At 35.6% G+C, this 21481-nt stretch carries 21 protein-coding genes; 18 read left to right on the plus strand and 3 right to left on the minus strand.

The window, feature by feature from the left end:
• Nucleotides 1-10: 10 nt before the first annotated feature.
• On the plus strand, nt 11-3841 hold the full coding sequence (locus H7F21_RS05935; protein WP_185788285.1) for a DUF6443 domain-containing protein: 3831 nt from the start codon (nt 11-13) through the stop codon (nt 3839-3841).
• Nucleotides 3841-4377: a hypothetical protein gene (locus tag H7F21_RS05940; protein ID WP_185788286.1), complete on the plus strand. Its 537-nt coding sequence runs from the start codon at nt 3841-3843 to the stop codon at nt 4375-4377. Before H7F21_RS05935 ends, H7F21_RS05940 begins: the two co-directional genes overlap by 1 nt.
• Here H7F21_RS05940 and H7F21_RS05945 read toward each other — a convergent pair.
• Nucleotides 4359-4847, minus strand: coding sequence for a hypothetical protein (locus tag H7F21_RS05945; protein ID WP_185788287.1), 489 nt, complete (start codon nt 4845-4847; stop codon nt 4359-4361). The two genes, H7F21_RS05940 and H7F21_RS05945, sit on opposite strands and share 19 nt — an antisense overlap.
• 353 nt (nt 4848-5200) lie before the next feature.
• Between H7F21_RS05945 and H7F21_RS05950 the strand changes: the two genes are divergently transcribed.
• From H7F21_RS05950 to H7F21_RS05995, 10 genes are all read left to right on the plus strand, one after another.
• The gene (locus tag H7F21_RS05950; protein WP_185788288.1) at nt 5201-5575 is read left to right on the plus strand and encodes a DUF6843 domain-containing protein; all 375 of its coding nucleotides are present in this window, start codon (nt 5201-5203) and stop codon (nt 5573-5575) included.
• Between the two features lie 339 nt (nt 5576-5914).
• Nucleotides 5915-6517: an REP-associated tyrosine transposase gene (locus H7F21_RS05955; protein ID WP_185788289.1), complete on the plus strand. Its 603-nt coding sequence runs from the start codon at nt 5915-5917 to the stop codon at nt 6515-6517.
• A 104-nt stretch (nt 6518-6621) separates the two neighbouring features.
• Nucleotides 6622-6933, plus strand: a complete 312-nt coding sequence (locus H7F21_RS05960; RefSeq protein WP_185788290.1) for a hypothetical protein — start codon at nt 6622-6624, stop codon at nt 6931-6933.
• 194 nt (nt 6934-7127) lie between these two features.
• Nucleotides 7128-8075, plus strand: a complete 948-nt coding sequence (locus tag H7F21_RS05965) for an energy transducer TonB (protein ID WP_185788291.1) — start codon at nt 7128-7130, stop codon at nt 8073-8075.
• A gap of 387 nt (nt 8076-8462) precedes the next feature.
• Complete coding sequence (locus tag H7F21_RS05970) at nt 8463-8822, plus strand: hypothetical protein (protein ID WP_185788292.1); 360 nt, start codon at nt 8463-8465, stop codon at nt 8820-8822.
• The gene (locus H7F21_RS05975) at nt 8812-9267 is read left to right on the plus strand and encodes a hypothetical protein (RefSeq protein WP_185788293.1); all 456 of its coding nucleotides are present in this window, start codon (nt 8812-8814) and stop codon (nt 9265-9267) included. The genes H7F21_RS05970 and H7F21_RS05975 overlap by 11 nt, the downstream gene beginning before the upstream one ends.
• Nucleotides 9264-10520: a hypothetical protein gene (locus tag H7F21_RS05980; protein ID WP_185788294.1), complete on the plus strand. Its 1257-nt coding sequence runs from the start codon at nt 9264-9266 to the stop codon at nt 10518-10520. The genes H7F21_RS05975 and H7F21_RS05980 overlap by 4 nt, the downstream gene beginning before the upstream one ends.
• A gap of 5 nt (nt 10521-10525) precedes the next feature.
• Complete coding sequence (locus H7F21_RS05985; protein ID WP_246431419.1) at nt 10526-10834, plus strand: hypothetical protein; 309 nt, start codon at nt 10526-10528, stop codon at nt 10832-10834.
• A complete protein-coding gene (locus H7F21_RS05990) occupies nt 10831-11289 on the plus strand; it encodes a PulJ/GspJ family protein (RefSeq protein ID WP_185788296.1) in 459 nt (152 codons plus the stop codon). The genes H7F21_RS05985 and H7F21_RS05990 overlap by 4 nt, the downstream gene beginning before the upstream one ends.
• Nucleotides 11289-12422: a type II secretion system F family protein gene (locus tag H7F21_RS05995; protein WP_185788297.1), complete on the plus strand. Its 1134-nt coding sequence runs from the start codon at nt 11289-11291 to the stop codon at nt 12420-12422. The genes H7F21_RS05990 and H7F21_RS05995 overlap by 1 nt, the downstream gene beginning before the upstream one ends.
• A 302-nt stretch (nt 12423-12724) precedes the next feature.
• Here H7F21_RS05995 and H7F21_RS06000 read toward each other — a convergent pair whose 3' ends face one another.
• Entirely contained in the window at nt 12725-14392 is a 1668-nt protein-coding gene (locus H7F21_RS06000) for a sodium/sugar symporter (RefSeq protein ID WP_246431420.1), read from the minus strand.
• A 226-nt stretch (nt 14393-14618) separates the two neighbouring features.
• Nucleotides 14619-14969 carry a hypothetical protein gene (locus H7F21_RS06005; protein ID WP_185788298.1) on the minus strand — a complete coding sequence of 117 codons (351 nt, stop codon included), beginning with the start codon at nt 14967-14969 and terminating at the stop codon, nt 14619-14621.
• Between the two features lie 629 nt (nt 14970-15598).
• Between H7F21_RS06005 and H7F21_RS06010 the strand changes: the two genes are divergently transcribed.
• From H7F21_RS06010 to H7F21_RS06035, 6 genes are read left to right on the plus strand one after another with little or no spacing between them, the layout of a single operon-like run.
• Nucleotides 15599-16426 (plus strand): SDR family oxidoreductase, encoded by an 828-nt coding sequence (locus H7F21_RS06010; RefSeq protein ID WP_185788299.1) that lies wholly within the window; start codon nt 15599-15601, stop codon nt 16424-16426.
• A 10-nt stretch (nt 16427-16436) separates the two neighbouring features.
• Entirely contained in the window at nt 16437-17624 is a 1188-nt protein-coding gene (gene uxuA / locus H7F21_RS06015; RefSeq protein WP_185788300.1) for a mannonate dehydratase, read from the plus strand.
• A gap of 48 nt (nt 17625-17672) precedes the next feature.
• Nucleotides 17673-18512, plus strand: coding sequence for a 5-dehydro-4-deoxy-D-glucuronate isomerase (gene kduI, locus H7F21_RS06020; RefSeq protein WP_185788301.1), 840 nt, complete (start codon nt 17673-17675; stop codon nt 18510-18512).
• Nucleotide 18513: 1 nt separating this feature from the next.
• Nucleotides 18514-19308: a gluconate 5-dehydrogenase gene (locus tag H7F21_RS06025; protein ID WP_185788302.1), complete on the plus strand. Its 795-nt coding sequence runs from the start codon at nt 18514-18516 to the stop codon at nt 19306-19308.
• A 1-nt stretch (nt 19309) separates the two neighbouring features.
• Nucleotides 19310-20491, plus strand: coding sequence for a DUF4861 family protein (locus H7F21_RS06030; RefSeq protein WP_185788303.1), 1182 nt, complete (start codon nt 19310-19312; stop codon nt 20489-20491).
• 1 nt (nt 20492) lies between these two features.
• A complete protein-coding gene (locus H7F21_RS06035) occupies nt 20493-21479 on the plus strand; it encodes a TRAP transporter substrate-binding protein (RefSeq protein ID WP_185788304.1) in 987 nt (328 codons plus the stop codon).
• Nucleotides 21480-21481 lie beyond the last annotated feature (2 nt).

Genomic DNA, 21481 nt, shown 5'->3' on the forward strand with positions numbered 1-21481 from the left:
ACCAGAACATATGAAAAATTTAAAAATATCCTTTAAAAGCAAAATGTGCTTGGTAGTGCTTTTTTGCATGGCATTTGGAACAATAGCTTCAGCCCAAAATTTAACGGGCCCAACCAACGTTGAGCCCAACTCCACTCATACATATGTGTATAATGATGGTACTTGGTGGCTTGAGGATCTTTGGCAGGTTACTAACGGTGCCGTCATTACTTCAGGCAATTCAGGTAGTACCTTTACCGCGGTCATACAATGGGGAGCGGTTGGCAGTGGAAGTGTTAGCTTTTCGAATAGAAATGGGGTACTAGGGACCTTGGCAGTAACAGTTAGCCCGCCTCAAACCGCTGGATTGAGCAACGAGAACTATATTTATAACATTACACCAAGAATAGCGACCGGCGATGTCACAACCCTTTCCAATGCGGAGAAGATCGAATCGGTGACTTATTTTGATGGTTTGGGCAGGCCCATGCAACAAGTAGGCATCAGGGCAGGTGGCAACTCGGAAGATATCATCACACACATAGATTATGATGGGTTTGGAAGACAGTCAAAAGAATATCTGCCCTATAGCGACCCCAATTATATCGCTTCTTACCGGACCAATGCCCTCAATGCCACCAATAGTCATTATGATGCCGCTAAGTATAATGATGACTTTTCTGGAATGACCACGGCGGATATTAATCCTTATTCAGAAAAGGAATTTGAAAATTCACCGCTCAATAGGTTGATGGAACAAGGAGCACCAGGCAAGGACTGGAAGCTGGGCAATGGTCACGTGATCGAGATGGATTATCAGACCAATGAAACCAATGAGGTCAGATACTATTATGTGACCCTTTCAAAGCAAGTGTCCAACAGTGTGGTGACCTATGCGCCAGTATTGCAAATAGCTAGCTACTATGGCCCTAATGAACTTTATAAAACGGTGACTACAGATGAGAACCATAATGGTACGAGCACAAAGAATAATACCACTGAGGAATTCAAGAACAAGCAAGGGCAAGTGGTCTTAAAGCGCACCTATAACAATGGTGCCCATGACACCTATTATGTCTATGACGATCATGGGAATCTTACCTATGTCCTGCCTCCAAAAGCAGAACCACATGCCAATAAACCAGATGCTACCGAGCTTAGTGAATTGTGCTATCAGTACAAATATGATGACCGTAATCGTTTGGTGGAAAAAAAGATACCGGGAAAGGGATGGGAGTACATCATCTATAATAAATTGGATCAGCCCATCATGACCCAAGACGCCAATCTCGATGCGCAGAACAGGTGGTTGTTCACCAAGTACGATATTTTTGGTAGGGTGGCCTATACGGGAGTAATGGTTAGTGGAAGCAATAGAAACACATTACAACATGGAGCTAATACTACAAGTACACAATGGGTCACAAAACAAAGCAATCATACATGGCTTGTAGGCGGAACACTGGTGTATTATCATAATGATAGTAGTGTCTATCCGAATTTTGGATTGGACAAGATATATACAATCAACTATTACGATAGTTATGTCTTTGATAAGGACGGTGGAAATACGGAGACGGCCTACGGCGTTACACCAATAACCAATGTCAAGGGACTCGCTACGGGGAGCAAGGTAAGAGTATTGGGTACCAATGACTGGATCACCTCAGTGACCTATTACGATGACAAGTCTAGGCCTATCTATGTGTACTCCAAAAATAATTATTTGGATACCACGGACAAGGTAAAGAGCCAGCTCACCTTTGATGGTAGGGCTACGGAAACCATGACTACGCATAGTAAGCTTACTATTCCTGTAACAAACGTTACGATTTACGATAAGTACTTCTACGACGATGCCAATAGGTTAACGGATCATAGGCAGCAGATAAATAATGCGGCATTGGACGAGGTCATAGCAACAAACCACTATGATGACCTTGGGCAACTTGAGCGCAAGAACGTTGGCGGAAAACAGAATGCAAATAGATTACAGAATGTAGACTACGACTATAATGTCAGGGGATGGCTCAAGGAGATCAACAATATGGCATCGCTTGGCAGTGACCTCTTCGCGTTTAAGATCAACTACAACACTAAGGACTATGGTGGTACGGAACTATACAATGGTAATATTGCCGAAACCGCATGGAAGACGCAGAGTGACAATAACCTTAGGTGGTACAGATATGGATATGATGCCCTTAACAGGATTACGAGCGGTACGGCAAGTAATAACAACTATAGTTTAGCTGTTGTCGATTATGACAAGAACGGCAATATAACCGATCTTACAAGGCGCGGTCATACAAACAGCTCAGCTACCGCATTTGGTGACATGGATAAATTGGTCTATACCTATGAGACCAAAAGTAATAGACTAAAAAAAGTATTGGACAATGGCAATGACAATTATGGCTTTAAGGATGGTTCCAATATAACTACTGAGTATACCTACGACAGTAATGGAAACATGTTAAGGGATTACAATAAGGGTATTTCATCGAATATTACCTATAACCATTTAAATTTACCAACACAAGTGAACCTATCGGGAGGAAATATTCAGTATATTTATGATGCCACAGGTGTAAAGCTTAAAAAAATTGTGAGTACAGGTACGACTACAGAATATGCAGGTAACTTTATCTACGAGAATGGGGCCATGAAGATGTTCTCTCATCCTGAAGGCTATGTAGAGCCGCCTGGACAATTTGTAAAAGGTGCGACTCACAAATATGTCTATCAATATAAGGATCACCTTGGGAATATAAGGCTGACATATACTAAAGACCAAAACACAGGGCTTTTAGATATTATCGAAGAAAATAACTACTATCCCTTTGGCTTAAAACATAAAGGGTATAACTCCAACGTGAGTGCGAATGTCAATAGTGTGGCGAGTAAGTTTAAGTATAACGGGAAAGAATTTAATGATGAATTAGGCTACAGTGTTTATGATTTTCAGGCTAGACATTATGACCCAGCAATCGGTAGATGGTTGCAGATTGACCCTTTGGCTGAATTAATGACTAGACATAGTACTTACAATTATGCATTTGATAATCCCGTTTTCTTTATTGACCCAGATGGAAATATGCCTCAAGCTGGTGGTGGTTGCCCTGACGGAGATTGTGGGGATGGTCCGTCTGCAGCTAGCCCAACGCCTGATACTAGGTCTATGGGAGAGAGATTTATTGATGGTGCAAAATCTACTTGGAATTATTTTTTTGGAAAAAATGACTTTAAGCCATCAAATGCCAGTACTTCTGAGAAATTAGCGACAGTAGCTGGAGCTGTTCTTCCTGATAAATTAGCCTTAGTTGCTCTAGATGGAATGTCAGAGGTCCTACCTGAAGGCATGATGGAAGTCACCGTCAATTATGATGGGGATTTTGTAAAAGAGGCTGCTGGTGAATCATTAATGTTTTTAGGACCAGTTTTATCAATGGAAGGTCAGATTGCTACTCTTGAAACTAAAGTGTCAAATGCTGGTAATAGGGTTGTCTCTGCTAGTCGTAATTCAGCTCGAACCGCTACCAAGAAAACAGGGGGTAGATTAGGAAATGAAGCTACTAGAAGACAAAATGCTACGATTGCGAGTGAGCTAGAATCAAGAGGTTACGAAATTACAGGAGGAGGTGGCAGAATGGCGGAAGAATATTTAAAACCTATCGGTGGAGGTAGAAGAGGCGGTTCGTATCCAGATATTACAGCTACTAGAAATGGGAGAACGTTAAGGGTCAATACAGTCGATACACGAGCAAATGGAACTATGACAACAAGGGAAGCTGCAAACGCAGCAAGAATAAGGGCACAAAAACCCAATGACCACTTATTGACAATCCCAAAAAGTCAATAATGAGTAAGAAAGTATTCTTTTTAGAAACAAAAAAGGACTTGATAAAATTATTTAATTTTATCGAGTCCTCTTTTAAAATAAAATATATTAGAGCCGGTTTATTAGATGAATTACCCGACACCAAAAATTCTTTGTTGGATAAATCAGATTTAGGATTTGTAAATCATAAAGATTGGAATTTTAATGAAAGATATTTGATTTTAAATCAAAACGAAAAGTTACAAATTAGGAGAGTCCCTCAAAGAAAAGGCGGTATTAAATACGCTATTGACCAATTAGAAAACATAAATAGTTTAGTCATTAGTCTTGGGGGCTACAATATATCAGAAGACGCAATTATAGCAAGTGCAATAAGCACTAATTATAATACACAGTCTAGTAGCAATTTTTTCAAACAGCTAAATAAATTTATAAAAACAAATCATATGAAAGTTGATGAGTTTTATATTGGTAATGATGCCTTAGATATGGCAAATAAAGGAACTCGTTTGACTGAAGATGCGCGTATGTCCAAAGATTATGATATATCAGTATAGAGAGGTTCAAATATGGCGTTTTCTATTTGACTTGTTAAAAAATCTATCTCTAGCTTTATGTGTTTTTTATCCAATTCTTCAGTTAGTATTGTATAAGAAAAATTGGCTAATCTAGTTTTATTGTATTGAATTGATTGCACTAAAGACCAATAATATACAGTAATGTCTATTTCATTCTCTTTAACTTGTTCATAAAACATATTATAGGCGTTTTTATTAGTTAATAATATAGCCTTTGATTCTTTATTACTAGAGAAATCATTTAATACATCAGTAGCATATATATTATTAGAGCTTTGCGGAACTTTAATAGAAATAAGTCTCACTCTAAGTGTACCAGAGTTTGGTAAGTCTTCATAAAATGCACCACCATTATTATCGTCATATTCTTCAATCCAATCTTCAGGTAATTCAAAGCTTATAATGCCTCTATAATTAATCAATTTTCTTTTATTTAAATCAGTAGCCATTCTCTTCTCGGTTATTTTTTTATTCGATATCAAATATTATACCAGATATTCAAGATTTGATATGGGTTTGTGTGTACCTCACAACTGCATTGATTACAAGATATTAATAATTAGGCAAAATGATTCAAAAACAGCTCTGCGAAGTCCAGATATGTGAAGTCTGTGACTTTGCAGTATTACATAGCACAATAACTTTAAGAAGTCTACGCTGTTAAATACATATAACTTTGTTTGGTAGTCGCGCTACTGGAGTTCGGTATAATGGTACTAATTATACAATCCAAGACTGGAATAAAAGATTTCAATCACAGAACCCTCAGGACGCTACAACTGGAACTAAAAATAATTAATTTATGAAAACTAATTTTTCTATAGTATTCTTTTTGATGACCTTATTTGGTTGTGAACAAAATAGCGCTCAAGAAGATTTTATAATTAGCGAAAATTTTAATGGAGTCGTAATAGTTGTTTTCAATCAGGATAACGGTAAAGAAGAAAGCTTTAAAGGTAATCGAAGAAAATATGAGATTCCCTCAGACGGTGTATTATTCACTCAATTCAAAAAAACGAAAGGAGAATTAGACCATAAATTTTATATAAAAAATGATAAAAATAGAATTGTAGGCGAATTACCATTTTTACCATCGATAGAACATCCTGACATCAGCCTCCGATATGTTTTAGATTTATATGATGGCAATTATTCGTATTACCATAGGAAAGTATAAAAAAAGACGGAACAAAAAAGTTCTCTAAAATTCAATATATATATTTCACAGTAGGCAAAGTTTCTGAAAGAGATAGCTTACGAGAAGTGGCGAATTCTAAAATTAAAGAAGTGAGTAATAGCTTGTAATGTCACGATAGTCTCTCAAATTAGTGGATAGCCAAATATGAACTATTAAATCCAGCTCTGCGAAGTCTGTGACTTTGCAGCATTACATAGAACAATAGCTTTAAGAAGTCTACACTGTTAAATACATATAACTTTGTTTTACGTATATATTAAAATGCGAAGTTTGAAACTTCGCATAGCGTTTTGAATGAAGTTTTTTTATATTTAAAATATGGAAGCAGGTGGCTACAAGATACGAGATCAAAGTAAACCTCATTACTTAACATTTACGGTAGTAGAGTGGGTAGATGTATTTACAAGGCAAATTTACAAGGATATCATAATAAAAAATTTAAAGTTTTGTGCTAAAGAAAAGGGGCTGGTAATTTTTGGCTATGTCATAATGAGCAATCATATTCATTTAATAATTCAAAGCCAAAACAATAACCTATCTGATATCATAAGGGATTTTAAAAAGTTTACCGTAAAAGCCATTATTAAACACATAAAAGAAAGTCGCGAAAGTAGAAAGGAGTGGTTAATAGAACATTTTGCCAAAGCCGCAGAAACTCATAACAGAAATAAAACGTATCAATTTTGGAAATACGGCAGTCATCCAGAAGAAATTTATAGTGAAAAATTTATGTGGTCTAAATTGAATTATATTCATCTAAATCCTGTTAGATCTGGCTTGGTAGATAAAGCTTCTTATTACAAGTATTCTAGTGCAAGCAACTGTGTGTTGGGAGATGGACTATTGAACGTTTCACTAGTAAATAATCCAGTAATCAATGTGCGTAACGATACAGCATTTTGGAAAAGCATTGTTTGGTAGTTTTATTTTCGAAGTTACAAACTTCAAAGAGCTGAGAAAGAATTTCGGAAGCTATGAAAGAGTACTTAGAAGCATTACAATAGAAATTAAGAACAGAATAATTGATGAAAATAGAAAAGAAAGAGTTATTGAAAGTTATGAGCAGACTTTATGACGAAATTGATTTAAATTTTCCAAAGAATATAAATTTAAATGAAGATTATTATTGGAATATTGAAAGTGAATATATTTTTGATGTTAAGAAAGAGCCTGAAATGACTATAGGTCAATTGACTTTTGACTGGGAAGAACTTAGTCGATTGACATCAAGAAGTGAAGAATCAATAAATTATGATTTAAAGAGATTTGCTATGATTTTACGATATTTAGAAAAAGAGTCTTTTGCTGAATGGAATAGTGGGAAGTCAGTCAAATAAGTGGATGACCAGTTAATAGCTAGTCTTATTTTCGAAGTTACAAACTTCGAAGAGCTGAAGAGCTGACTAGTTTATAACAATTAAGCGATTGAATATTAATTGAACAAATAATATGAAATTTAAAAAAGAGTGTACTCGGGTATGCTCTTTTTATTATTAATTTCGAACATTTATTAAGATAAAACATACGAATAATGAAGTTTAAATTTTTAATTCTTTCAATCCTAATTGCTACTAATTCAATTGCTCAAAATTTTAGCGGTGAAATTGAATATGAAATTAAGATAATACCAAAAAATAAAAATTTCAATTTGGATTCATTAATGAATATTAAGAAAGGTTCAATTGCTAAGTATGTTATTACAAATAATAAATACAAATCAACCTATTATAAGGATAATTTAGAAACGTATTCTTATACCTACGATGACGTTTCTAAACGCATGTATGATAATTATGTTGAAAACCCGTATATAACTTATCGTGATTCTAGAAGAGCAAACTTTAATTATAAAGGCTCCAAAATACATCTAGATAGTACATTGATTATTTTGGACAAATCGTGTTTCATGGTTGAATATGATTCGGACTATGGTAAGTCTAAAGTATATTACTCCAATGAAATAAAGGTTGCTTATGATTCATTTAAAGGTCATAAGGTTGGCAACTGGTACGAAAAGTTAAAAGAAGTCGATGGATGTCTTTCTATTAAAACTATAACGGAATTTGATGAGTATTATGAAATACAGGAAGCAGTGAAAATTACACCAAGAACATTAGATAATGAAGAATTTTCTCTTCCTGAAAACAAGAAAGTAGTTGCCTCTTATACAGCTTTAGATAAAAGAGTTGAACTAGAGCAGCCAAATCAAAATGTGATTAATTGTTACTTAAGTAAAATACAAGACGCTATAGAGAAAAAGGGAATTAAGGACTCAAAAACAAGTTATTTAAGTTTTGTTGTAACTGATACGGGAGATATAAAATATGTTGATGCATTGGAAGATGATAGTCTGGGACTGTTTAAAGTGGCAATAGATATCTTAGATAATTGTGACTTAAAATTTATAGCTGGTGAAATAGATGGTAAACCTGTAAGCTCTTTAACCTATTTTCCAATCGAGTTTAACCCAAAGAAGTAATTTCTTATTTGATCATATACCTCTATATAGAGTGCTTTGGTAATCGCGTTAATGTAGTAAAGAAGGTACCAAATCTAAAACTGCAATAAAAGTGTTCCAAAGTTAGAACGGTATTGAGGTAGTCGCTCAAATTAGTGGATGGCCAGTTTATAGCAATTAAACCATTGAATATTAATTGAGTAATGTTAAATTTTAAAAAGAGTGTACTTCGGTATGCGCTTTTAGTTTTAAAGCGCTTACAGCCTCTAATAGCTTAGAACTGTGAATTCTACTAGGTCATATTAATGGATGATAGACTAAGCAATTTGCTTAGTATTTCCAAGCAGTTTGCTCAATGGCTTTAATCATGTATAACGTAATTTTCATGTCTATGTTAATGCGTTAATAATGATAAGAAAGCTGTATTTATATAGTTCTGTGTGTTGTCTTCTTAGTTGCGAACAACTTATTGAGGTAGAGGATATTTCTAATGAAGTGGTTATTATACTAGCACCTGCCAATAATAGTGCTCTAGACACAACAACTGTAAATTTTACTTGGGAGCTTCTGGAATTTGCAGAATCTTACCAATTGCAGGTGGCCAAACCTAACTTTGATATGGCAGAGCTCATTGTAGAAGATACCATAATTACTACAACTTATTTTAATAGGACATTAGACATTGGCACTTACCAATGGCGTATCAAAGGCATTAATTCGGCGTACCAAACCCAATACACCACACAATCCCTAAGCATTGAAGACTAAGAAAAAAACATATGTGCTATTGGGCTTAACCCTAGCTGTTTGGGGAATTATCGCGTATAAAATCATTACGGCTTTAAATCCTGAGTTGCCAGAAGTTGAGCAACAAGACTTTGTAGTGAATACCAACTTTAAGATAAACACTAAAGTGGATACCTTTTCAATAGCCAAAGTCAATAGAGATCCATTTTTAGGAACATTAGTAAAAAAAGAATCTAAAAAAACGGTTAAAAGACGACCAGCTATTCAATGGAAAACAATTAGTTATCAAGGTATTGTTAAAAAGGGTTCAGACAGAATGTTCATAGTTTCGATAAATGGTAATCAAAACCTACTTAAAAAAGGACAGGCCAAGGATAGCGTGACCTTATTGTACGGCAATACAAAGGCCATTACCATGCGTTACAAAAACCAATCAAAAACCTATGCTCTAAATAATGGGGAATGAAAAAGTACAGGGCAGGCACATTACAATTGGTAACATTTATTGCTATGGTAATAGCATTGTTGTTGTCGATGTTTATCATCTTAATTCATGTCCATAAGCAATTTCGTATAAAGACCTACCATACTATAGAAACGGTCGCTTTGGTAAATAATGGTATTGGAGCACTGTTGTATAGTGAGATACCTCAAAATGATACCATTGCCATTAGGCTAAACGATGAAACCTATAAGTCCTTAAGCGTATATAAAAGTATCTGGGGAAGTTTTGATATAGTGCAGTCTCAGGCCCAAATTAAAAATAAGAGGCTTGTTAGAACGGCATTGGTAGGATGGGAAAGGCATAATCAAAATAGTCATGTATTACACCTTACGGATAATAATAAACCTTTGATCTTGGTGGGAAATACCACCATAAATGGTAATGCATTTTTACCAAAACGCGGTGTGAAATCTGGAAATATCAATGGCTCTTCTTATTTCAATGACACCTATGTTAATGGCACTATAAAACGCAGTGGAAGTTTGCCTAAACTTAATACGGATTTAATAAGCCATTTAAATACACTAAAAACCAATGGACTAGTTTTGGATATGGCTAAACCTATTAGTCTTGAAGCATCAACATCGTACAGTAACTCCTTTAAGAATCCCCCGCAAATCGCCTTTAGCAATTCAGATTTGCATTTGGATGACATAGCGCTTACAGGCCATATCATCATACAATCCCAAACTAAAATCATCGTAGCTAAAAGTGCAACACTCACGGATGTGATCTTGGTTGCACCAATAATAGAAATTCAATCGAATGTACAAGGCACGTTTCAAGCTTTTGCTACAGAACGTATCCATGTAGACGAGTATGTTGATTTGGGTTATCCTTCCGCCTTGGTTTTACTTCACGATTATCTAGAAGGAGAGGGCAGCGCTACCAAAAGTATTGCGCTCATGGACCATTCTAAAATTGAGGGACATATCATGGCTTTGGGAAAATCTGCTCCTAATAACTACGATGCCCAGATAAAAATTAGTGCGAATGCTATTGTTGAAGGTGTTGTGTATTGCGAACAAAATTTAGAATTAAGAGGTACGGTTTATGGATCCGTGTATACCAATGAATTTATAATTAAGGAAGCGGGATCCGTGTATCAAAATCATCTTTATAATGCATGGATTGACCATGGTAAATTACCAGATGCCTTTGTGGGGCTACATCTCGAGGATTCTAAAAAAGCTATAATGAAATGGTTGTACTAAAAAAAATGAACGCATCGACCCTAATGGAAACCTTGATAGCCACAGTTTTGGTCATGGTTATTTTTATGGTTGCCAGTCTTATTTTGAACAATATGTTTTCCAATAGTATTAAAAACAACAGAAGAGCAATAACATCCAAAATCAATGCCATTGAATATCTATACATAAATGATAAGATCACTTTGCCCTACCAAGATGATTATGAAGACTGGATGATAACAATGGAGCCTTTGAAAAACACTTCAAAGATTGGCTTAAAAGCTACCAACGAGGTTACAGGTAAAACCATTGAGAAAATATTTTATAAAAGATGAAAACCAAAGTCAAGGCCTTTACTTTAAATGAAATGGTCATTGTTATGATCATTTCTACAGTTGTCATTGGTTTGGCCTTTACTGTATTGTCATTGGTTCAAAAACACATGTGGGCTATACAGGAAAATTTGAAATTTAATACAGAGTTAAATCGTTTGGAAGAAGTACTATGGATAGATATCAATAATTACAATATGCTGTTTTACAATGACAAAAAGAATGTATTAAAGTTTAAAACTATATTGGATTCGACGTCTTATCAATTTCATGATAATTATGTGCTAAGAGACAAGGACAGCTTTCATCTTAAAATAGATAAACAGCGCTATTATTTCAATGGCGTTCAAGTATATCAGGGAAAAGTTGATGCTATGAAACTATCGATGTCAAGGCAACATAAAGACCTTGATCTATTTGTGTTTAAGTTAAATGATGCAAAACGATTGATGGACTAATGGCGTTTCAATTAGAACATATAAAAAGTGAGCAGGTCCTATCAAAAGAGGCAAAGACGTCCACGTCATTATTGGAAAAGGAAATCTTGGTCTTAAAAAAAGCCTTTTCCAACAAGATCAAGGAAGATTTTTATACCGAATTGAGTGTTTTACTGCAAGCAGGAATAACCTTAAGAGCATCAATCGGCCTCATCAAGGATTCTCAAAAGAACACAAAGACAAAAGCGATTTTAGAGGCCATTGTTGATGATATCACCACGGGGAAAAGTCTATCGGAATCCATAAAAGAAAAAAAGGAGTTTTCCAATTACGAATACTATTCCGTTAAAATCGGTGAAGAAACGGGCACCATAGCAAAAATAACGGAACAACTAGGCGCATTTTATAATCGAAAAAATGAACAACGCAAGCAATTGATCAATGCACTTACCTATCCTTGCATTATATTAACTACAGCAGTACTTGTCGTTGTGTTTATGTTGCAATTTGTTGTGCCCATGTTTGAGGATATTTTTAAGCAGCAAAATGTAGAATTGCCAGCGATTACCTTATTTGTTGTAAATATTTCGGCATTTATAAAAAGTAAGGGCTGGTTGTTATTGGTTTTTATACTTCTAATGCTTCTATCAAGACCATTGCTAAACAATAAAACCTGGTATAAGAAAGGAAAAGACCTTTTGATCTCTAAAATACCATTTGTGGGTGAATTTGTAAGGACGGTTTATTTGTCGCAATTTACCCAGGCGATCGCATTATTATCGGCTTCCAAAGTCCCTGTAGTTAACAGTATCAATTTGGTCAAACAGATGATCGATTATTATCCCTTGATCAGTGCTTTGGAAAATGTAGAGCAAAAGTTATTAAAAGGGGATGCACTGAGCAAAAGCCTCAGTGGGTACAAGCTATTTGATGATAAAATGATTGCTCTGGTAAAAGTGTCCGAAGAGACAAATCAAACTGAATTTATGTTCAAGCGATTGAATAGTCAATACAGTTCTAGAGTTCAGCAGCGTTCTAAGGTTTTGTCGACGGTTATGGAGCCGGTAATTATAATGTTTGTAGGATTGTTTGTTGGTTTTATTCTAATTGCTATGTATTTACCTATGTTTAAATTGAGTAGTATATTAGGGTGATAATCGTTATTCTTAGTCGCATTAAGTTTAACAAAAAGTGAATGCAAAACTGAAAACGTTTTAAGCTAAAAGAAGGGGAAAAAGGTTGATTTTACGGTGTTTTTTGAAGCATTTGAGAACTCATAACCCGAAAGTCACTGGTTCGAGTCCAGTTCCCGCTACAAAGAAAACCAGATACATAAGTGTCTGGTTTTTTCGTTTTTAGAAAATAGTAGAAGCTGATAATAGTTCAACGAACTCTTACTATTTATCTTCTACGCAATAACATATGATTTAGTTTCTATTAAAATTCTAGATTCATTTTACTTCCAGAAAATTGCATAAAGGGCCACCAAGATAATCAATACAGCAAAAGCCCCAATATTGAATAAAGGACTTGTCTTAAATAATTGTTTTGAAATAGGAATCCCTTTTTCGTCATTCTTTCCTTTATGCTGAACCAAGCTAACAGTAGCAATTACAATCATTGTGAGTATGGCAGTATATCCCATTTGATCCATCCAAGGTAAATTTATAAAGAATGAACGCTCTGACCAGCCTTTTGGTGCTACCTTAAAATACATCGCAATAGGAATAGATGTTAATGCTCCAATAATAGCAGCCTTATTTGTTGTTTTTTTCCAGAATAAACCTAACATGAAAACGGCTAAAATACCAGGACTCACAACGCCTGTATATTCTTGTATAAATTGGAAAGCTTGATCAATACCACCAAGCAAAGGTGCGGTTATTGAGGCGATAACAAGAGCTACAGCGGCAGATAATCTACCAATATTTACTGTTGCTTTATCGCCGGCGTTTTTATTTATATACTGTTTGTAAATGTCCATTGTAAATATCGTCGATGTTGAATTGAGCATAGATGCCAAAGAAGAAACAATTGCGGCTGTTAGAGCTGCAAATGCCAATCCTTTTAGGCCGACTGGTAAGAATTGCAACAACCAAGGATAGGCTTTATCTGCTTGCTCTGAAGAGGGGACGTTTTTAAGCCCAACATCGCCTAGGCCGGCGAATATTTCAGGGTCGTTAACCATGACATATGCCGCAATTCCTGGAATAACAACTATCACAGGAATTAGCAATTTCAAGAAAGCTGCCAATAAAATACCCTTTTGAGATTCTTTTAATGATTTTGCTGCTAGTGTCCTTTGGATTATATATTGGTTGAATCCCCAATAATATAAGTTTGCTACCCAAAGACCACCAACTAGAACACCAATACCTGGTAAGTTCGTAAACTCAGGATTAGATTTATCTAAAATCATAGCAAATCTATCGGGAGCAGCCTCGTATACTGTTTGAATTCCGGCAATTATACCTTCGCCACCCGAAACTGTATTTAATGCTAAATAGGTGGTTACTAATCCTCCTATTATAAGGAAGACTACCTGAATTACGTCTGTCCATGCTACGGCTGAAAGGCCACCATAAAGTGAATATGCTGCAGCAAACATGGCAAGCCCAATGACACCATATATCATAGGGATTCCCATAATGGTTTCCAGTGCAAGTGCACCTAAATACAAAACAGAAGCGAGGTTTACAAATACATATAAACCAATCCAGAATACAGCTAAAATCGTTTTTAAATTTGTTGAATATCGTTTTTCTACAAACTCTGGAATGGTATATAAGCCTTTCTCAATGAATATTGGTAAGAAATACTTACCGACGATTATTAAAGTTATTGCGGCCATCCACTCATAAGAGGCAATAGCTAGTCCTAATGCAAATCCAGAACCAGACATGCCTATAAATTGTTCTGCTGATATATTAGCAGCAATTAATGAAGCTCCAATAGCCCACCATGGCAAAGATTTGCTCGCCAGAAAATAGTCCTCAGCATTTTTTTGGTGCCCTTTTTTATCTCGCGAAACCCATAATCCGACGCCTAAAATGAGCAAGGCATAACAAATAAAGATGGTATAATCTAATACTTGAAAATTTCCATTCATGTCAATTCTGAACATATTTTGATAGTTAAATAGTTTAATTATAATGCGTCGTGCCCAATTCTTTCAGAGTATCTTAGTTTGTTCTGCTGAAATATCTCTTTGTGGTTTACCAATTATCTTATGGCTAACTATTCCTTTGTAATTATTTTAATATTCCAATCTATACCATACGTTATACTCGGCTCTAAAGCCTGTAATCCCATTTTATTATTGAAACTATCCAGACAAGCCTGTCGCAGGTTCAATTGCTATGGTATTCGCTCTTGGAGGGCCAATATAATTGTAAAAACGTTTCATTTGATGATGCGTTCATTGCCAGATCATAACTTGGAGTTGCAAAGGTTAACGCAATAGTGTTCAGTATAAAACAGTCATCCAATTTCTTGTCTTTAATTTTAAATGTATTGTTGTTTTTAAAGTCTTCAATGTCTGTTGTGATCATTCTTTCATCAATAACCGCAGTATTTTTCATAAATAATTCCTGTAAACTTGCTCCAGTGTTTAGTGATATTTTTCCGTAAGAGGTGTTACTATTATGCATCAATTCGACATAATTAAATAGACCATTTTGTATGTGCTTGATGTGATACATTCTTTATTGTTTGATAAAACGAGTCGATGTCTTTTTGAGACCTGAATTATTCCAGGTTATGAATCAAAGTTAATTATGTTAAAAGATTTTATTATCCTGCTCTGTCCTACTTTCTATTAATTAGAATTTCTTTGAATTGATTTAATTGTTATGCAATCGATTGATCTATCATAGAAATTACGTTATCCACTCTCGCTTACATAATTTATTAATTTTACTTGGTGCCCTGAATTACCAAGATTTTAGCTTAAGTATAATTCAGTTCTGGACGGTAATTTGAACAATCTAGTGTCCATGTACTAAAATTTTTGGCATTTCATGGACCATAATATTGAAATTGACAAAAAGAATATGAGTATTGAAATACGTTTGTGCTATTCATTTTAAGCAAAAATGCAATACGCAGTGATGAATACAGTACGAAACAATGGTGTTATTGTACGGATTATCAATTTTTAAGTTGTAATTCAGTTAAAGATGGATTCTATTTTTTAGTTTTATCAGTACGATAAATCACAAATTGAAGTCTGACAAAAAGCATGACAGGACAGGATGGGGATTTTTTGTTAACAATTTAATTTTACGATAGCCTTATATATTATAAATCTTTAATTATTCAAAACAGATAAATGAGTAAAACAATTGTATTAACAGGCGCAGGAGGTGTATTGTGCAGTACTTTAGCGGAGGCGTTGGCTAAAAAAGGTCATAATGTAGCAGTATTGGATTTAAGAAAAGAAGCGGCAGATAAAGTTGCTGAGGACATTACTAAATTGGGTGGGAAAGCTATCGGTGTCGAAGCAAATGTTTTAGAAAAAGACTCTCTGATCAAGGCGAAACAAGAAGTTAATAATGCTTTTGGAAAATGTGATATTCTTGTCAACGGTGCAGGTGGGAACCATCCTTTGGGTACTACCAGTAACCCTTTCTTTCAAATGGAAGACCTTAATAATACGACAGAAGGATTTAAGTCATTTTTCGATTTGGATGCAAAAGGCATCGAATTTACATTTAACTTAAATTTTCTTGGTACGTTGTTGCCAACACAAATCTTTGCAAAGGATATGGTTGGTCGAGATGGCTGTAGCATTTTAAATATTTCATCTATGAATGCTTTTACGCCATTGACAAAAATTCCAGCCTACAGCGGAGCAAAGGCTGCTGTATCTAACTTTACCCAGTGGTTAGCCGTACATTTTTCTAAAGTTGGGATTCGAGTAAATGCTTTGGCACCGGGATTTTTCCTAACAGACCAAAACAGATCACTTTTAACTAAGGAGGATGGTAGTCTGACTCAACGTGGTCAGCAAATTATAGATCAAACTCCAATGGGTCGTTATGGAGAACCAGAAGATTTAGTTGGTACAACACTTTGGTTATGCAGTGATGCATCAAAATTTGTAACGGGTGTCGTAGTGCCTATAGATGGTGGCTTTGCAGCTTACAGTGGTGTTTAAAGAATAATATATGAGCTTAAAACTTGAACAAACTTGGCGATGGTACGGTCCTAAGGACCCAGTCTCGCTTTTAGATATAAAACAATCTGGTGCTACAGGTATTGTTTCAGCATTACATCATGTTCCCAATGGAGAAATCTGGACAATGGATGAAATTAAAAAACGTAAGGCTGAAATAGAAAGTGTAGGACTAACGTGGTCTGTTGTAGAAAGTGTACCAATACACGAAAATATAAAGACCAGAACAGGTCAATTTGAAACTTATATTGAGAATTATAAGCAAACCTTATTGAATTTAGGTGTATGCGGAATTGATATTGTGTGTTATAATTTTATGCCAGTTTTGGATTGGACGCGAACCAATTTGGATTATGAAGTGGATGATAAATCAACTGCCTTACGATTTGAAGCGGCTGCTTTTGCAGCTTTTGAATTGTTTTTGTTGAAACGTCCAGGTGCAGAAAATGATTATACAGAAGCTCAAAAAGAAAATGCAAAGCGTTATTTAGAAAATGCGTCAGAAGACGATCAAAAAACCTTGGTAAGAAATATCATAGCTGGTTTACCTGGTGCTGAGGAGGGTTATACACTTGATGAATTTAATACCATTTTAGCAACCTATAACAATATTGGTCCAAAAGAACTGAAAGCAAATTTGTTTTCTTTTCTGTCTGAAATTATTCCTGCAGCCGAAAAATCGGGAGTTTTGATGTGCATACATCCTGATGATCCACCATTTCCTATCTTGGGATTACCAAGAGTGGTGAGTACAGAACAAGATATTGTAGATTTATACGACGCTGTTAAAAGTCCTAATAATGGACTCACATTCTGCACAGGTTCATTTGGAGTAAGAGCGGATAATGACTTAGCAGGTATGGTAGAGCGTTTAGGCGATCGTATTCATTTTATACATTTAAGAGCCACAAAACGTGATACAGATGGTAACTTTCATGAAGCCGATCACCTAGAAGGTGATGTCGATATGTATGCTGTAATGAAAGCTTTGGTGCTAGAACAGCAAAAACGAGCAAAAGCAGGTCGTAAAGATTTGCGCATGCCTTTTAGACCAGACCATGGTCATAAAATGCTTGACGATTTAAAAAAGAAAACAAACCCTGGTTATTCAGGAATAGGACGTCTACGAGGACTTGCTGAATTACGTGGTTTAGAACTCGGTATTAGACGTTCATTATAAATTTATAAAACCAGAAAGGTTTAAATAAAAAAAAACAAATAACATAATATGTCAACAACATTCGAAACAAGATACGCTTCAAGTCCAAAAGCAGTAAAGCAATACGATACACAACAATTAAGAGATGAATTCTTAATTAATGATCTAATGCAAAATGGAAAAATAAAATGGGTTTATACACATTACGACCGTTACATGGCTGGTGGTGCTGTGCCAACCTCAGATTTAAATTTAGATACCATCGACCCTTTAAAATCGCATTACTTTTTAGAGCGTCGTGAATTAGGAATTATCAATGTAGGTGGTGATGGAAGTGTAGTTGCAGATGGTGAATCGTTTAAGATCAATCATAAAGATGCGCTTTACATTGGTATGGGTGCAAAAGAGGTGATCTTTAAAAGTGACGATAGTAGTAATCCTGCAAAATTCTACATGAATTCTGCACCAGCGCACAAAGCCTATCCCACAAAAAAAACAAGTTTAGACGAAGCTAATAAAATTGAATTAGGAAGCTTGGAAACAGCCAACCATAGAACGGTAAGCCAAATGATTATTGGTGGTATTATTACTACATGTCAATTACAGATGGGAATGACGGAGTTAAAAACAGGGAGTGTCTGGAATACCATGCCAGCTCATGTTCATGATCGTAGAATGGAAATTTATTTTTATTTGGACGTACCCGAAGAACAAGCCGTTTGCCATTTTATGGGTCAACCACAAGAAACCCGTCATATTTGGATGCACAATCACCAAGCTGTGATTTCACCACCTTGGTCCATACACTCAGGATCAGGAACTTCAAATTATACCTTTATTTGGGGCATGGCAGGTGAGAACTTAGATTATAATGATATGGATGTTGCAAAAATCACGGATTTAAGATAAGATGTCACAAGAACTATTCAATATAAAAGGAAAAGTAGCACTCGTTACTGGCAGTACGCATGGTTTGGGTATGGCAATGGCAATGGGTCTGGGAAAGGCTGGTGCCACCATTATTGTTAACGGTAATTCCTCTCAGGAAAAAATCGATAATGCTGTTGCTGAATACAAAAAAAATGGTATTAATGCTATTGGTTATAAATTCAACGTCGCTAGCGAGGACGATGTGATCAATAATATAAAGAAAATTGAAACTGAAGTCGGGAATATTGACATCCTTGTAAATAATGCTGGTATTATCAAGCGCACACCATTAGTGGATATGGAAGTTGAAGATTTTAAACAAGTCTTGGATATCGATTTGGTAAGTCCTTTCATAGTGTCTAAGCATGTTGTTAAGGGTATGATTGAACGTAAAGCAGGTAAGATCATTAACATTTGCTCTATGATGAGCGAACTGGGTCGAAATACGGTTGGTGCTTATGCTGCGGCAAAAGGAGGCTTGGTAATGCTTACTAAAAATATGGCAACCGAATGGGCACGATTCAACATTCAGGTTAATGGTATTGGACCAGGTTATTTTGCAACATCACAAACCGCTCCAATACGAGTGGATGGTCATCCATTTAATGAATTTATTGTGAATAGAACACCAGCTGCAAAATGGGGAGACCCAAATGATTTGGCAGGTGCTGCAATATTTTTAAGTGCTAAGGCGAGTGACTTTGTAAATGGTCATATTTTGTATGTAGATGGTGGTATCTTAGCCACTATTGGTAAACCTTCAAACGAATTGTAATATGAAAAAAATCGCTCTTTTTTTATCGATTATGTGTTGTTTCTCCTGTGCTGAAAAATCATCAGAAGTGTTATCAGTAACGGTGAAAAATAGTTTGGATATAGATAGAGCTTTTGAAACTGTTGAAGTTGATATTACTGAAGTTGAATTTAACGGACAATCCTTAGAAGTCGTACATTCTGAAACTAACGAGATTTTAGTATCGCAAATTGTAGACTATGACGGAAAAGTTGGCATAGATAGAGTCCTGCTTTTTCAACCAGAAATTCAAGCAAACTCAGAAGCTACTTTCAAAATAAACATAATTCCAGCTGAAGAAAAAACGGATAGCACCTCTATGCGATGCTATTCTCGTTTTGTACCTGAGCGAACTGATGATTATGCGTGGGAAAATAATAAAGTGGCTTTTAGAACTTTTGGACCTGTAGCACAACAAATGATTGAAGATGGCATCAAAGGAGGTACTTTAACAAGTGGCATGGACGCATGGCTAAAACGTGTAGAATATCCAATTATTAACAAGTGGTATGCAAAAGATGCTATAGAGAAGGGAGCCTATCACAAAGATACAGGTGAAGGTTTAGATAATTTTCATGTTGGTGTTAGTCGCGGTGTTGGCGGTATAGCTGTAAAAACAGATTCTACTTATGCCGTTTCTAAAAACTTTACCAACTATAAAACGATTACCAATGGTCCAATAAGAACTAGCTTTATTCTAGACTATGCGAATTGGGATGCTAACGGTAAAACAATCCAAGAAAGAAAACACATTATACTAGATTATGGACAAAACCTAACGCGACATATTGTTGAATTAAAAGGTACAGATAAAGTCTCAATAGGTCTAACACTTCACAAAAATGATGGTGAGGTTACGACGAATAAAGTCCAAGGTTGGATGAGCTATTGGGAACCTTTTGATGATTCAGAACTAGGGCAAGGCGTGGTCCTTGCTAATCCTCAAAGTATATTGAATTTTGATAACTATGTTACTGATAAAAAAGATCAAAGTAACCTATATGTTGAGTCTAATGTATCTGGAGCTATTGAATACTATGCTGGCTTTGGATGGAAAAAGTCTGGACAATTTCAATCTAAAGAAGAATGGAACAATTATTTGTCTCGTTTTTCAAAATGCTTAAATCATCCATTAGAAGTTAACGTTACAATATCCTCAAAATAAAATGAGATACATTCCTTTAAAAACTATCGCAGTTCTTCTGATGCTTCTTACAAGCATGTCTTCTTGTAAGGAAGAAACGAGTAACAAGGTGCTGTATCTTGGTCATACTTTACCGCAATCTCATCCTGTACATAAAGGGATATTGGAATTCCAGAAAGCGTTGGAAGCAAAATCCAAAGGCACCTTAAAAGTCAAAATTTTTCCTGATGCCCAATTGGGATCAGAAAGAGAGGTCTTAGAATTATTACAAATTGGATCTGTAGCTGCAACAAAGGTAAGTGCAGCGACCTTGTCTAATTTTGTTCCTGAATATCATATTTTAGGAATTCCGTATTTATTTCGAGATAAGCAACATCAATTTGATGTTCTTGAGGGCGACGTTGGGAAATCAATATTGGAGAAAGGGAGTAAATTTTGGTTACGTGGATTGTGCTATTATGATGCTGGAAGCAGAAGTTTTTATACGAGTGAAAAAGCCATTAGAACACCAGAGGACTTAAAAGGTCTTAAGATTAGGGTGATGAACAATCAAATGGCTATTAACATGGTGAATTCCATGGGTGGCTCTGCAACACCGCTTGCCTATGGCGAATTGTACACAGCCATTCAGCAAGGCGTTGTGGATGGTGCTGAGAATAACCCACCATCATTTGTGTCGTCCAATCATTACGAGATTAGTAAATACTACACTTTGGACCAACATTCATCCGTTCCAGATGTCCTTTTAATTGGCACTAAGTTCTGGAATAAGTTGTCGGATCAAGAGAAAATATGGGTGCAAGAGGCTGCAGACGAATCTGCACAAGCCCAAAAGAAATTTTGGAATGATTCTGTTGAGGAATCCATGAGGGTTGCCAAGGCAGCTGGTGTAGAGATTATCATTCCAGAAAAATCGCTATTTGCTGAAAAATCAAAATCAGTAGTCGAGGACTTTGTCAAGGAATTTCCAGAAATGGCACCAATTGTAACTCAAATTAAAAATAATTAATA

The organism is Winogradskyella flava, assembly GCF_014243395.1.
In the GTDB taxonomy this organism is placed as follows: Bacteria; Bacteroidota; Bacteroidia; order Flavobacteriales; family Flavobacteriaceae; genus Winogradskyella; species Winogradskyella flava.

Coding starts and splice junctions, on each gene's coding strand:
- H7F21_RS05965 (WP_185788291.1), top strand. CDS start 7,128: ATGAAGTTTAAATTTTTAATTCTTTCAATCCTAATTGCTACTAATTCA.
- H7F21_RS05990 (WP_185788296.1), top strand. CDS start 10,831: ATGAAAACCAAAGTCAAGGCCTTTACTTTAAATGAAATGGTCATTGTT.
- uxuA (WP_185788300.1), top strand. CDS start 16,437: ATGAGCTTAAAACTTGAACAAACTTGGCGATGGTACGGTCCTAAGGAC.
- H7F21_RS05985 (WP_246431419.1), top strand. CDS start 10,526: ATGAACGCATCGACCCTAATGGAAACCTTGATAGCCACAGTTTTGGTC.
- H7F21_RS06010 (WP_185788299.1), top strand. CDS start 15,599: ATGAGTAAAACAATTGTATTAACAGGCGCAGGAGGTGTATTGTGCAGT.
- H7F21_RS06000 (WP_246431420.1), bottom strand. CDS start 14,392: ATGTTCAGAATTGACATGAATGGAAATTTTCAAGTATTAGATTATACC.
- H7F21_RS05935 (WP_185788285.1), top strand. CDS start 11: ATGAAAAATTTAAAAATATCCTTTAAAAGCAAAATGTGCTTGGTAGTG.
- H7F21_RS06030 (WP_185788303.1), top strand. CDS start 19,310: ATGAAAAAAATCGCTCTTTTTTTATCGATTATGTGTTGTTTCTCCTGT.
- H7F21_RS06035 (WP_185788304.1), top strand. CDS start 20,493: ATGAGATACATTCCTTTAAAAACTATCGCAGTTCTTCTGATGCTTCTT.
- H7F21_RS05980 (WP_185788294.1), top strand. CDS start 9,264: ATGAAAAAGTACAGGGCAGGCACATTACAATTGGTAACATTTATTGCT.
- H7F21_RS05960 (WP_185788290.1), top strand. CDS start 6,622: ATGAAAATAGAAAAGAAAGAGTTATTGAAAGTTATGAGCAGACTTTAT.
- H7F21_RS05940 (WP_185788286.1), top strand. CDS start 3,841: ATGAGTAAGAAAGTATTCTTTTTAGAAACAAAAAAGGACTTGATAAAA.
- H7F21_RS05950 (WP_185788288.1), top strand. CDS start 5,201: ATGAAAACTAATTTTTCTATAGTATTCTTTTTGATGACCTTATTTGGT.
- H7F21_RS06005 (WP_185788298.1), bottom strand. CDS start 14,969: ATGTATCACATCAAGCACATACAAAATGGTCTATTTAATTATGTCGAA.
- H7F21_RS05995 (WP_185788297.1), top strand. CDS start 11,289: ATGGCGTTTCAATTAGAACATATAAAAAGTGAGCAGGTCCTATCAAAA.
- kduI (WP_185788301.1), top strand. CDS start 17,673: ATGTCAACAACATTCGAAACAAGATACGCTTCAAGTCCAAAAGCAGTA.
- H7F21_RS05945 (WP_185788287.1), bottom strand. CDS start 4,847: ATGGCTACTGATTTAAATAAAAGAAAATTGATTAATTATAGAGGCATT.
- H7F21_RS05955 (WP_185788289.1), top strand. CDS start 5,915: ATGGAAGCAGGTGGCTACAAGATACGAGATCAAAGTAAACCTCATTAC.
- H7F21_RS06025 (WP_185788302.1), top strand. CDS start 18,514: ATGTCACAAGAACTATTCAATATAAAAGGAAAAGTAGCACTCGTTACT.
- H7F21_RS05970 (WP_185788292.1), top strand. CDS start 8,463: ATGATAAGAAAGCTGTATTTATATAGTTCTGTGTGTTGTCTTCTTAGT.